Below are 13261 nucleotides of genomic sequence, written 5' to 3'. Positions count from 1 at the left end.
TTTAATGCAATGAATCATATGAAAATGTTTATTTTCATCTGGAAATGCTTTTTGGCATCCCATTCATTCCTGTAAACTGATGATATTCGGGCGATTAACGACCGATGTTTTCTGGATTTAAGAATTTTCACAGTTTATTGATGAAGATTTGTTATGTGATCCAGGTTGTTTTAAACCACAAGTTTAAATTTGCTTAAGTAGTCTTGTCTCAAAGTGCTGTTGTCTATTCCCCCTGTTTATGATTAAAATTTGTCTACAAAGCGCCACTTATTGTTTGATGGTTAATTGAACGCAGTTCAGCCGGGTTTAATCCATATCTTACTGGCGTGACTTTATAAATTCCTAAATTTGTCCGTATCTCTTTTTCTGAATTTATATGCATGTTAAATCATATTTTCAGTATTTATTACTTCACCTATGAAAAGGACGTTAAGTGTGACAGTGGAGTCAAGTATGATCGTTGAAAAAGAAATCCCGCCTACAGGTTCTGGTCAGGAGCATGCGCGCGTCCAGCTCCGTTCGGTCGATCTCAATTTATTGACCGTTTTTGATGCGGTCATGCAGGAACAAAATATTACACGTGCCGCCCATCTTTTGGGCATGTCACAGCCCGCTGTCAGTAATGCGGTCTCGCGTCTGAAAGTCATGTTTAACGATGAGTTGTTTGTGCGCTATGGCCGTGGCATCCAACCTACCGCCAGGGCCTCTCAGCTGTTCGGTTCTGTTCGACAAGCATTGCAGTTGGTGCAAAACGAGTTGCCAGGCTCAGGGTTCGAACCGATTAGCAGTGAGCGTGTGTTTAATCTCTGTGTGTGCAGCCCACTGGATAATGCGTTGACCTCATTAATTCTTAATAATGTGAATAAGGTCGCACCCAATACGCATTTAGTATTTAAGTCTTGCTTAAATCAAAATACTGAACATCAGTTACGCTACCAGGAACTCGAGTTTGTTATTGGCTATGATGAATTCCGCCGGCCTGAGTTCGCCTGTGTGCCATTATTTCGCGATGAAATGGTGTTAGTAGCGAGTACGGGCCATCCGCGTCTGCTGGGTCCACTGAAAGAAAGTGATATATATCACGAAGAACATGCAGTCGTTTCCCTGGAGCGTTACGCATCATTCAGTCAGCCCTGGTACGATACGGTAGAAAAACAGGCCTGTATCGCTTATCAAGGAATGGCATTAACCAGCGTGCTTAATGTCATCTCACAGACAGAGCTCGTGGCTATTGCGCCACGTTGGTTAGCGGAAGATTTTACGAAGAAATTGAATATTCAAATTCTGCCGCTGCCCATGAAATTAAATAGCCGTACCTGTTTCCTTTCCTGGCATGAAGCTGCGGGCCGCGACAAAGGTCATCAGTGGATGGAAGAGCTGCTGGTATCAGTTTGTCGCCGTTAATCTCCGCGCACGAATAATCTTACCCATAAGCCAGGTGCGAAAGCATCTGGTTTATTCTGTTAATGTCATTAATAGCGGTATATTCCACTAACATCATTTTTTTGATGGCCTGTAGTCGGGTTAAAAATGCATGATTATCTGCTACAGAGCTATTCCTTCGAATTTTTCCCATTATCTTTCCTTATTCCTGAAGTATTTCACCATTTAGCGAAAATCCATCCTCCTTTTCTTCTGTATGGCCCCGTTCTACGGGTCAGGTGGCTGATTGCCTGCCTGATAGGGAGCGGTTATGTTAAGGAAATGCTGTCATTCTAAAATCAACGGGGCGCGATATAACCCTGTTGTATGACGATGCGGAAATGAGTTCTGCCGTCATTAACTAAGCCTGGAGGCAAACCATGGAGATGTTGTCTGGCGCCGAGATGGTCGTTCGATCATTAATCGATCAGGGCGTAAAGCAGGTGTTCGGTTACCCGGGAGGCGCGGTCCTCGATATTTATGATGCATTGCATACTGTGGGGGGAATCGATCATATTCTGGTTCGCCATGAGCAGGCCGCAGTGCATATGGCAGATGGTCTGGCGCGCGCGACAGGTGAAGTGGGCGTGGTGTTGGTGACGTCCGGTCCTGGTGCGACCAATGCGATCACCGGGATTGCGACCGCCTATATGGACTCGATTCCCTTGGTTATCCTCTCGGGGCAGGTGGCGACCTCGCTGATTGGCTATGATGCGTTCCAGGAATGCGACATGGTGGGCGTGTCTCGCCCAGTGGTAAAACACAGCTTCCTGGTGAAGCAAACCGAAGATATACCTGGCGTGTTGAAGAAGGCTTTCTGGCTGGCGGCTAGTGGACGTCCTGGCCCGGTAGTGGTTGATTTGCCGAAAGATATCTTGAGCCCGGCCAACAAACTGCCGTACAGCTGGCCGGATGAAGTTAGCATGCGTTCGTATAATCCAACCACGACCGGACACAAGGGCCAAATTAAGCGCGCGTTACAGACGCTTATCGCCGCCAAAAAACCGGTGGTGTATGTCGGTGGCGGGGCGATTACTTCGTCCAGTGAAGCTGTGCTGCGTACGCTGATTGAAAAACTGAATCTGCCCGTCGCGTCGTCGCTGATGGGATTAGGCGCATTTCCGGCGACGCATCGCCAGGCGCTCGGCATGCTCGGCATGCACGGCACCTATGAGGCCAACATGACCATGCACAACTCCGACGTAATTTTTGCCGTCGGGGTGCGCTTTGACGATCGCACCACCAACAATCTGGCGAAGTACTGCCCGAACGCCACGGTGTTGCATATCGATATCGATCCGACGTCGATTTCCAAAACCGTTTCCGCCGATGTGCCCATTGTGGGTGATGCGCGCCAGGTACTGGAACAAATGCTGGATCTGCTGGATCAAGAGTCCACCACGCAGCCGCTGGATGATATCCGCGACTGGTGGCAGCAAATCGATCAGTGGCGTGCGCGTCAGTGCCTGAAGTACGACACCCAGAGCGAGCACATTAAGCCTCAGGCGGTGATTGAAACGATCTGGCGTCTGACGAAGGGCGAAGCTTATGTGACCTCTGACGTGGGTCAGCATCAGATGTTTGCGGCCCTCTATTACCCGTTCGATAAACCGCGTCACTGGATAAACTCTGGTGGCCTCGGCACGATGGGCTTTGGCCTGCCTGCTGCGTTGGGCGTTAAAATGGCGCTTCCGGCAGAAACGGTTATCTGCGTGACCGGCGATGGCAGTATCCAGATGAACATCCAGGAACTGTCGACCGCATTGCAATACGAGCTGCCCGTGCTGGTGCTGAACCTCAACAACGGCTATCTCGGAATGGTGAAACAATGGCAGGACATGATCTACTCCGGACGCCATTCGCAGTCCTATATGTCTTCGTTACCCGACTTTGTCCGTCTGGCGGAAGCCTATGGTCACGTGGGGATCCGCGTCAGTGAACCTGCTGATCTGGAAGCTCGCCTGAGCGAAGCGCTGGAGCAGGTGCGGAACAATCGCCTGGTATTTGTGGATGTCATCGTTGACGGCACTGAGCATGTCTATCCAATGCACATCCGCGGCGGCGGTATGGATGAAATGTGGTTGAGCAAAACGGAGAGAACCTGATTATGCGCCGGATATTATCAGTCTTACTGGAGAATGAATCGGGTGCTTTATCGCGCGTGATTGGGCTGTTCTCCCAGCGTGGCTACAACATTGAAAGCCTGACCGTGGCGCCGACCGACGATCCGACGCTCTCCCGCATGACGATTCAGACCGTCGGTGACGAGAAGGTCATCGAGCAAATCGAAAAGCAACTGCACAAGCTGGTGGACGTGCTGCGCGTCAGTGAACTCGGCCAGGGCGCGCACGTCGAACGTGAAATTATGTTGGTGAAAGTGCAGGCCAGCGGTTACGGGCGCGAAGAAGTTAAGCGTAATACCGAGATCTTCCGCGGGCAAATCATCGACGTCACGCCGTCTATCTACACCGTTCAACTGGCGGGTACCAGCGATAAGCTCGACGCTTTCCTTGCCTCGCTACGTGATGTGGCGCGCATTGTCGAAGTGGCGCGTTCAGGCGTTGTGGGCCTGTCTCGCGGCGACAAGATAATGCGATAAGCCTGCGTTTCATCTGAAAACCGTAGCCCGACCTTTGATGTCGGGCTTTTTTTTGCGAAATCAGCGGTAAGTGTCAACAAAAGCGGTTGCCGCTGTGCGCATTCTGCGCTTAGATGTTATGGAATTTATTCCATGATTTAACAATGGTTATGGATTGTACATTTTAAGCAAGGGGCAATTGTGAAACTGGATGAAATCGCCAGGCTTGCCGGCGTGTCACGCACCACGGCGAGCTATGTGATCAATGGAAAAGCGAAACAGTATCGCGTCAGCGATAAAACTGTCGACAAGGTCATGGCCGTTGTGCGCGAGCATAACTATCATCCCAACGCCGTCGCCGCCGGTCTGCGCGCGGGCCGTACCCGTTCCATTGGCCTGGTTATCCCCGATCTCGAAAACACCAGTTATACCCGCATTGCGAATTACCTCGAGCGCCAGGCGCGCCAGCGTGGCTATCAGCTGCTGATCGCCTGCTCTGAGGATCAGCCTGACAACGAAATGCGCTGCATTGAGCATCTGCTCCAGCGTCAGGTGGATGCGATCATCGTGTCGACATCATTGCCACCTGAGCATCCGTTTTATCAGCGCTGGGCTAACGATCCCTTCCCGATTGTTGCCCTTGATCGTGCGCTCGATCGCGAGCATTTCACCAGCGTCGTCGGTGCCGATCAGGAAGACGCCGAAGCGCTGGGCGCTGAGCTGCGTAAATTCCCGGCGGACACGGTGCTGTATCTTGGCGCGCTGCCGGAGCTTTCCGTCAGCTTCCTGCGTGAGCAGGGGTTCCGTAGCGCATGGAAAGATGACCCGCGAGAAGTGAATTTCCTTTATGCGAACAGCTATGAGCGTGAAGCCGCCGCTCAGCTGTTTGAAAAATGGCTGGAAACCCATCCGATGCCGCAGGCGCTATTTACGACCTCTTTTGCGCTGCTTCAGGGTGTGATGGACGTTACGCTTCGTCGAGAAGGGAAGCTGCCATCGGAACTGGCTATCGCCACCTTTGGCGATCATGAGCTTCTCGACTTCCTCCAGTGCCCTGTTCTGGCCGTGGCGCAGCGTCATCGTGATGTTGCCGAACGCGTGCTTGAAATCGTGCTGGCAAGCCTGGATGAGCCTCGTAAGCCAAAGCCAGGCCTCAGCCGTATTCGCCGTAATCTGTATCGTCGCGGAAGTCTGAGCCGCCGTTAAGCGATAATGGGAAAGGCAAGTGAATCGAATTGCCTTTCCTAATTTCCTTCCAGAAAAAGATGAAAATACTTATTCAGACAATTCCTTAAGATTCAGCCAATCACTATTATCTTTCTTTTTAACGAAGCCTGGCGGTATTAATTTAGGTTAATGAAAAGTAAAGAACGTTTTCTTTTGTATTGTTTTGTTACATTCTTGCCGCCTTTTGCAGAATTAACAGTCACTTCATTCACGCGCTCACATTTCCTCACGCTTTAAGGGCTCTGGGCTGGTAGAAACAGTTCCAGCAAGGGCTATTAACGCGGAGGAGAATGTCCTAAAATGCCGCGCACGTCGCAAACTGACACTTTATATTTTCACCTTTGTGAAATTGAGTTGTTCAAAATCGTTACGAACCTGTTGGTTTTTTTCTCGCCACTATTCATGACGTTATTTTGCCTCGTTCGCTGGACAGAAATTAATCAAGGCGAATATTGGTGCTTATTATTGAGTTTTCGGACTCATATGGCATCAGTGCTGGCTTGACAAGCTTTTCCTCCGCTCCGTAAACTCCTTGAGGTGGGGATTTGTGGGCGAAAGTGGAGAAAAGGGGTGAGGCTGGCATGTTCCGTGGAGCTACGTTAGTCAATCTCGACAGCAAGGGGCGTTTAGCCGTCCCAACCCGATACCGGGATTTGCTGCTTGAGAACGCTGCTGGTCAATTGGTTTGCACCATTGACATCCATCACCCATGCCTGCTGCTTTACCCGCTGCCCGAATGGGAAATCATCGAGCAAAAATTGTCGCGACTGTCGAGCATGAACCCCGCAGAACGCCGCGTACAGCGTCTGTTGCTGGGGCATGCCAGCGAATGTCAAATGGACAACGCCGGTCGTTTGCTGATTGCGCCGGTTTTACGGCAACACGCCGGACTGACCAAAGAAGTGATGCTGGTCGGACAGTTCAACAAGTTTGAACTGTGGGATGAAACGACCTGGTATCAACGGGTCAAGGAAGATATCGACGCTGAGCAGTCCGCCTCTGGAGAATTGTCGGAGCGGTTGCAGGATTTGTCCTTATAAAATGATGGAAAATTTTAAACATACAACGGTACTGCTGGACGAGGCTGTAAACGGTCTGAACATTCGTCCTGACGGTATCTACATTGACGGCACTTTTGGTCGTGGTGGTCACTCACGCCTGATCCTTTCGCAACTGGGAGCGGAAGGGCAGTTGTTGGCTATCGACAGGGATCCAGAAGCTATCGCTGTGGCGAACGCCATCGATGACTCCCGCTTTTCCATTGTGCATGGACCTTTTTCCGCGCTTGCTGATTACGTTAGCGAGCGCGGCCTTACAGGCAAGATCGACGGCATTCTGCTCGATCTTGGTGTCTCTTCACCACAGCTTGACGACGCTGAACGCGGCTTCTCCTTTATGCGTGACGGCCCGCTGGATATGCGGATGGATCCCTCGCGCGGCCAGTCAGCAGCCGAGTGGCTGCTGAACGCGGAAGAAGCGGATATCGCCTGGGTTATCAAAACCTTTGGTGAAGAGCGCTTTGGCAAACGTATTGCCCGCGCCATCGTTGAGCGTAATCGCATTGAGCCAATGACCCGCACCAAAGAACTGGCGGAAGTCATTGCTGCGGCGATGCCGGTGAAAGACAAATTCAAACATCCTGCGACCCGTACTTTCCAGGCGGTGCGCATCTGGGTGAACAGTGAACTTGAGGAGATAGAGCAGGCGCTAAAAAGCTCGCTCAGCGTGCTTGCCCCGGGTGGGCGGCTCTCCATCATCAGTTTCCACTCGCTGGAAGACCGCATTGTGAAACGCTTTATGCGTGAGCAAAGCCGCGGTCCGCAGGTTCCGGCAGGGTTACCGATGACCGAAGAGCAACTCAGGAAGCTGGGTGGCCGTTATCTGCGAGCACTAGGCAAGTTGATGCCGGGCGAACAAGAAGTGGCAGAGAATCCACGCGCTCGTAGTTCAGTACTGCGTATTGCAGAGAGGACGAACGCATGATCAGCAGAGTGTCAGAAGCCCTAAGCAAAGTGAAAGGGTCGTTAGGAAGCAACGAACGCCATGCCTTGCCTGGCGTGATCGGCGACGACCTTTTGCGGTTTGGGAAGCTGCCACTCTGCCTGTTCATTTGCATTATTTTGTCGGCAATAACGGTGGTCACGACGGCGCACCATACCCGTTTGCTGACCGCACAACGTGAACAGCTGGTTCTGGAACGCGATGCTCTGGATATTGAGTGGCGTAACCTGATCCTTGAAGAGAATGCACTCGGCGACCATAGCCGGGTTGAGCGGATCGCCACGGAGAAGCTGCAAATGCAGCATGTCGATCCTTCCCAGGAAAATATCGTTGTACAAAAATAAGGATTATCACGACGCATGAAAGCAGCGGCAAAGACGCTTAAATCAAAACGTCAGGAAGCACAGGCCAACTTTATCAGTTGGCGTTTTGCGTTGCTTTGCGGCTGTATTTTGCTGGCGATGGCGTTTCTGCTGGGTCGTGTAGCATGGTTGCAGATAATCAACCCTGACATGCTGGTGCGTCAGGGCGATATGCGCTCCCTGCGCGTGCAGGAAGTCACTACCTCGCGCGGCATGATAACCGACCGCTCTGGCCGCCCACTGGCGGTGAGTGTGCCGGTGAAGGCTATCTGGGCCGATCCGAAAGAATTGCATGATGCAGGTGGCGTCAGCATCGATAACCGCTGGAAAGCATTAGCCGACGCGCTGAACATGCCGCTCGACCAGCTGGCTGCACGTATCAATACCAATCCGCGGATGCGCTTTATCTATCTGGCGCGTCAGGTCAACCCTGACATGGCCGACTACATCAAAAAGCTTAAGCTGCCAGGGATTCATTTACGTGAAGAATCTCGTCGTTACTATCCATCCGGAGAAGTAACCGCTCACCTCATCGGTTTTACTAACGTTGATAGCCAGGGGATCGAAGGCGTTGAAAAGAGCTTTGATAAATGGCTGACTGGCCAGTCGGGTGAGCGTATCGTGCGTAAAGACCGTTACGGTCGCGTGATTGAAGATATCTCCTCGACAGACAGTCAGGCCGCACACAACCTGGCGTTGAGCATTGACGAACGGCTGCAGGCTCTGGTTTATCGCGAACTGAATAACGCCGTGGCGTTTAACAAAGCGGAATCCGGTAGCGCGGTGCTGGTGGATGTCACCACGGGTGAAGTGCTGGCGATGGCCAACAGCCCCTCCTACAACCCGAATAATCTGTCCGGTACGCAGAAAGACATTATGCGTAACCGCACCATTACTGACGTCTTCGAACCCGGTTCGACCGTCAAACCGATGGTGGTGATGACCGCGCTGCAACGCGGTATCGTCAATGAAAACACGGTCCTGAACACCATTCCATACCGAATTAACGGCCACGAAATCAAAGACGTGGCGCGATACAGCGAATTAACCCTGACCGGGGTACTACAGAAGTCGAGTAACGTCGGTGTCTCCAAGCTGGCGTTAGCGATGCCGTCCTCAGCGTTAGTAGATACTTACTCACGTTTTGGACTGGGAAAAGCGACCAATTTGGGGTTGGTCGGAGAACGCAGTGGCTTATATCCTCAAAAACAACGGTGGTCTGACATAGAGAGGGCCACCTTCTCTTTCGGCTACGGGCTAATGGTAACGCCGTTACAGTTAGCGCGGGTCTACGCAACGATTGGCAGCTACGGGGTCTATCGCCCGCTGTCGATAACCAAAGTTGATCCCCCGGTTCCCGGTGAGCGTATCTTCCCGGAGCCTATCGTTCGTACCGTGGTTCACATGATGGAAAGCGTGGCGCTGCCTGGCGGCGGCGGCGTGAAGGCGGCCATCAAAGGCTACCGCATCGCGATTAAAACCGGTACGGCGAAGAAAGTGGGTCCAGACGGTAAGTACATCAACAAATACATTGCTTATACCGCGGGCGTTGCGCCAGCCAGCCAGCCGCGTTTCGCGCTGGTGGTGGTCATCAACGATCCGCAGGCAGGGAAATACTACGGCGGCGCCGTTTCCGCGCCGGTGTTCGGTGCCATCATGGGCGGCGTTCTGCGCACCATGAACATTGAACCGGATGCGCTGGCAACGGGCGAAAAAAGTGAATTTGTGACGAATCAAGGCGAGGGAACAGGTGGCAGATCGTAATTTGCGCGACCTTCTTGCTCCGTGGGTGCCGAATGCACCGGAGCGGACACTGCGAGAGATGACACTCGACAGCCGTGTAGCGGCGTCGGGCGATCTTTTCGTGGCTGTTTTAGGTCATCAGGCGGACGGGCGTCGATATATCCCGCAGGCGATAGCGCAAGGTGTAGCTGCCATTATTGCTGAAGCAAAAGATGACGCTGCGGATGGCGAAATCCGCGAAATGCACGGCGTGCCGGTCATCTATCTCAGCCAGCTCAACGAACGTTTGTCCGCCCTGGCGGGACGTTTCTACAACCAGCCTTCAGAACAACTGAGCCTGGTCGGCGTGACCGGGACTAACGGCAAAACCACCACTACCCAGCTTCTGGCGCAATGGGCGCAGCTGCTCGGTGAAACCAGCGCCGTGATGGGCACGGTGGGCAATGGCCTGCTGGATAAAGTCATTCCAACCGAAAATACCACCGGTTCTGCGGTCGACGTACAGCATGTGCTATCTGGCCTGGCAGGGCAGGGCGCCTCGTTTGCGGCGATGGAAGTGTCATCTCACGGCCTGGTTCAGCATCGCGTATCGGCGCTGAAATTTGTCGCTTCGGTGTTTACCAATCTCAGCCGCGATCACCTTGATTACCACGGCGACATGGAACACTACGAAGCGGCGAAGTGGATGCTCTATTCCACGCACCATTTCGGCCAGGCGATTATTAACGCCGATGACGAAGTGGGCCGTCGCTGGCTGGAAAAACTGCCGGACGCCGTCGCGGTGTCGATGGAAGACCACATTAATCCGAACTGTCATGGCCGCTGGCTGAAAGCCACTGCGGTGAACTATCACGACAGCGGGGCGACCATTCACTTCGACTCCAGCTGGGGCGAAGGCGAAATCGAAAGCCGCCTGATGGGGGCGTTTAACGTCAGCAATCTGCTGCTGGCCCTGGCGACGCTGCTGGCGCTGGATTACCCGCTGGCTGACCTGCTGAAATCTGCGGCGCGTTTGCAGCCGGTTTGCGGCCGTATGGAAGTGTTCAGCGCACCAGGAAAACCGACCGTAGTGGTGGATTATGCCCATACGCCGGATGCTCTGGAAAAAGCGCTCGAAGCCGCACGACTGCACTGCACCGGTACGCTGTGGTGCGTATTTGGCTGCGGCGGCGATCGCGACAAAGGCAAGCGTCCACTGATGGGTGCCATTGCTGAACAGTTCGCGGATATCGCCGTGGTGACGGACGACAACCCCCGAACTGAAGAGCCGCGCGCCATCATCAACGATATTCTCACCGGAATGCTCGACGCAGGCCGGGCGAAAGTGATGGAAGGCCGCGCGGAAGCCGTGACTGCCACCATCATGCAGGCGAAAGAGAATGATGTCGTTCTGCTGGCCGGTAAAGGTCACGAAGACTACCAAATCGTTGGCAATCGCCGTCTCGACTATTCCGACCGCGTCACCGCGGCGCGTCTGCTGGGAGTCGTCGTATGATTAGCCTTCCACTGAGCCAAATTGCTGAGATCCTTAACGGCGAGCTGTTGGGCCAGGACACCACGATTGATGCCGTGACCACGGATACTCGCAAAATCACGGCGGGCTGCCTGTTTGTGGCCCTCAAAGGTGAGCGTTTCGACGCCCACGATTTTGCCGAACAGGCCGAAGCCGCTGGCGCAGGCGCACTGCTGGTGAGCCGTAAACTGGACTGTCATTTACCGCAGGTGGTGGTGAAAGACACCCGACTGGCTTTTGGCGAGCTGGCAGCCTGGGTGCGTCAGCAGGTGCCAACGCGCGTTGTCGCATTAACCGGTTCTTCCGGTAAAACTTCGGTGAAAGAGATGGCGGCATCTATTCTCAGCCAGTGTGGCAACACGCTTTACACCGCAGGCAATCTGAATAATGACATCGGCGTGCCCATGACGCTGCTGCGTCTGACCAAAGAACACGAATTTGCGGTGATTGAATTAGGCGCGAACCATCAGGGCGAAATTGCCTGGACCGTCGACCTGACGCGTCCGGAAGCTGCATTGGTGAATAACCTGGCTGCCGCGCATCTGGAAGGCTTCGGCTCTCTGGCGGGTGTTGCCAAAGCGAAAGGTGAAATCTACAGCGGCCTGCCGCTGAACGGCATCGCGATTATGAACGCCGATAATAACGACTGGCTGAACTGGCAGAGCGTGATTGGCTCCCGCAAAGTGTGGCGCTTCTCGCCGAATGCAGCGAACAGTGATTTCACGGCCAACAACATTCACGTCACCAGCCACGGCACCGAATTCACGTTGCAGACTCCGGTCGGCAACGTCGACGTGCCGCTGCCGCTGCCTGGCCGTCACAACATCGCCAATGCGCTGGCCGCAGCGGCGCTGACGATGGCGGTTGGTGCGGATTTAGCGGCAGTGAAAGCGGGTCTCGCCACGCTGAAAGCCGTGCCGGGCCGTCTGTTCCCGATTGAACTGGCCGAAAACCAGCTTCTGCTCGATGACTCCTACAATGCCAACGTGGGTTCAATGACCGCGGCGGCGCAGGTGTTATCTGAAATGCCCGGCTTCCGCGTGATGGTCGTTGGCGACATGGCAGAGCTCGGCGAGGAAAGCGAAGCCTGCCATAACCAGGTGGGTGAAGCGGCGAAAGCGGCGGGCATCGACTGCGTCATCAGCGTCGGCACCCTCAGTAAAACGATTAGCGATGCCAGCGGCGTTGGCGAGTATTTTGCCGACAAGCCAGCAGCGATTTCACGTCTGAAAACGCTTATCGAAGAGCATCAGATTATTACCATTTTAGTGAAAGGTTCACGTAGCGCTGCCATGGAAGAGGTGGTTCGCGCTCTACAGGAGAACGGAACATGTTAGTTTGGCTGGCCGAACATTTGGTCAAATATTACTCAGGCTTTAACGTCTTTTCCTATCTGACGTTTCGTGCCATCGTCAGCCTGCTGACCGCGCTGTTCATCTCCCTGTGGATGGGCCCGCGTATGATTGCCCGTCTGCAAAAATTAGCGTTTGGCCAGGTCGTACGTAACGACGGCCCGGAGTCGCATTTCAGTAAACGCGGCACGCCGACCATGGGCGGGATCATGATCCTGACCGCCATTGTGGTGTCTGTTCTGCTGTGGGCTTACCCATCTAACCCGTATGTCTGGTGCGTGCTAGTGGTGCTGGTGGGTTACGGCATCATCGGCTTCGTCGATGACTACCGCAAAGTGGTGCGTAAAGACACCAAAGGCCTGATTGCCCGCTGGAAATACTTCTGGATGTCGGTGATTGCGCTGGGCGTGGCCTTCGCGCTTTACATGGTCGGAAAAGATACGCCAGCCACCGAGCTGGTTGTGCCGTTCTTTAAAGACGTCATGCCGCAACTCGGCATCTTCTACATCGTGCTGGCCTACTTCGTGATTGTCGGCACCGGCAATGCGGTAAACCTGACGGATGGCCTCGACGGCCTGGCGATTATGCCAACGGTCTTCGTGGCGGCGGGCTTCGCACTGGTGGCATGGGCTACCGGTAACATGAACTTTGCCAACTACCTGCACATTCCATATTTACGCCATGCCGGTGAGCTGGTGATCGTCTGTACGGCGATCGTCGGGGCCGGTTTAGGTTTCTTATGGTTCAACACCTATCCGGCTCAAGTCTTCATGGGCGACGTGGGCTCTCTGGCGCTGGGCGGCGCGCTCGGCATTATCGCCGTGCTGCTGCGTCAGGAGTTCCTGCTGTTGATCATGGGCGGCGTGTTTGTGGTTGAAACCCTGTCGGTCATTTTGCAGGTCGGCTCCTTTAAGCTGCGCGGTCAGCGCATCTTCCGTATGGCGCCAATTCATCACCACTATGAGCTGAAAGGCTGGCCGGAACCGCGCGTGATCGTGCGCTTCTGGATTATCTCGCTGATGCTGGTCCTGATTGGCCTGGCCACGCTGAAGGTGCGTTAATG

General features: G+C 53.8%; 11 protein-coding genes. All 11 read left to right on the top strand.

Annotated features, from left to right (window positions below; genetic code table 11):
* Positions 1-453: 453 nt before the first annotated feature.
* The 11 genes from leuO (at position 454) to mraY (ending at position 13259) form a co-directional block, all read left to right on the top strand.
* Positions 454-1404 (top strand): transcriptional regulator LeuO, encoded by a 951-nt coding sequence (leuO, locus tag MUU51_RS12535; protein WP_200849679.1) that lies wholly within the window; start codon positions 454-456, stop codon positions 1402-1404.
* A 398-nt stretch (positions 1405-1802) separates the two neighbouring features.
* Positions 1803-3527 carry an acetolactate synthase 3 large subunit gene (gene ilvI, locus MUU51_RS12530; protein ID WP_258967856.1) on the top strand — a complete coding sequence of 575 codons (1725 nt, stop codon included), beginning with the start codon at positions 1803-1805 and terminating at the stop codon, positions 3525-3527.
* A gap of 2 nt (positions 3528-3529) precedes the next feature.
* Positions 3530-4021: an acetolactate synthase small subunit gene (gene ilvN, locus MUU51_RS12525; RefSeq protein ID WP_097162857.1), complete on the top strand. Its 492-nt coding sequence runs from the start codon at positions 3530-3532 to the stop codon at positions 4019-4021.
* Between the two features lie 180 nt (positions 4022-4201).
* Positions 4202-5206, top strand: coding sequence for a catabolite repressor/activator (gene cra / locus MUU51_RS12520; protein ID WP_159771109.1), 1005 nt, complete (start codon positions 4202-4204; stop codon positions 5204-5206).
* 602 nt (positions 5207-5808) lie between these two features.
* A complete protein-coding gene (gene mraZ, locus MUU51_RS12515; protein WP_110510758.1) occupies positions 5809-6267 on the top strand; it encodes a division/cell wall cluster transcriptional repressor MraZ in 459 nt (152 codons plus the stop codon).
* Position 6268: 1 nt separating this feature from the next.
* A complete protein-coding gene (rsmH, locus tag MUU51_RS12510) occupies positions 6269-7210 on the top strand; it encodes a 16S rRNA (cytosine(1402)-N(4))-methyltransferase RsmH (protein WP_110510759.1) in 942 nt (313 codons plus the stop codon).
* Positions 7207-7572 carry a cell division protein FtsL gene (gene ftsL, locus MUU51_RS12505; RefSeq protein WP_110510760.1) on the top strand — a complete coding sequence of 122 codons (366 nt, stop codon included), beginning with the start codon at positions 7207-7209 and terminating at the stop codon, positions 7570-7572. Before rsmH ends, ftsL begins: the two co-directional genes overlap by 4 nt.
* Positions 7573-7587: 15 nt before the next feature.
* On the top strand, positions 7588-9354 hold the full coding sequence (gene ftsI, locus MUU51_RS12500) for a peptidoglycan DD-transpeptidase PBP3 (protein ID WP_159771106.1): 1767 nt from the start codon (positions 7588-7590) through the stop codon (positions 9352-9354).
* Positions 9341-10828, top strand: a complete 1488-nt coding sequence (gene murE, locus MUU51_RS12495; RefSeq protein ID WP_159771103.1) for a UDP-N-acetylmuramoyl-L-alanyl-D-glutamate--2,6-diaminopimelate ligase — start codon at positions 9341-9343, stop codon at positions 10826-10828. Before ftsI ends, murE begins: the two co-directional genes overlap by 14 nt.
* Positions 10825-12183 (top strand): UDP-N-acetylmuramoyl-tripeptide--D-alanyl-D-alanine ligase, encoded by a 1359-nt coding sequence (gene murF, locus MUU51_RS12490; RefSeq protein WP_258967855.1) that lies wholly within the window; start codon positions 10825-10827, stop codon positions 12181-12183. The genes murE and murF overlap by 4 nt, the downstream gene beginning before the upstream one ends.
* Positions 12177-13259: a phospho-N-acetylmuramoyl-pentapeptide-transferase gene (gene mraY / locus MUU51_RS12485; RefSeq protein ID WP_110510764.1), complete on the top strand. Its 1083-nt coding sequence runs from the start codon at positions 12177-12179 to the stop codon at positions 13257-13259. Before murF ends, mraY begins: the two co-directional genes overlap by 7 nt.
* The last annotated feature ends 2 nt before the right edge of the window (positions 13260-13261 follow it).

Origin of the sequence: Scandinavium manionii, assembly GCF_024764775.1 — a bacterium.
Classification (GTDB): domain Bacteria; phylum Pseudomonadota; class Gammaproteobacteria; order Enterobacterales; family Enterobacteriaceae; genus Scandinavium; species Scandinavium manionii.
The sequence above is the reverse complement of the archived record's forward strand: the minus strand, read 5'-3'. Positions and strand labels throughout refer to the sequence as shown.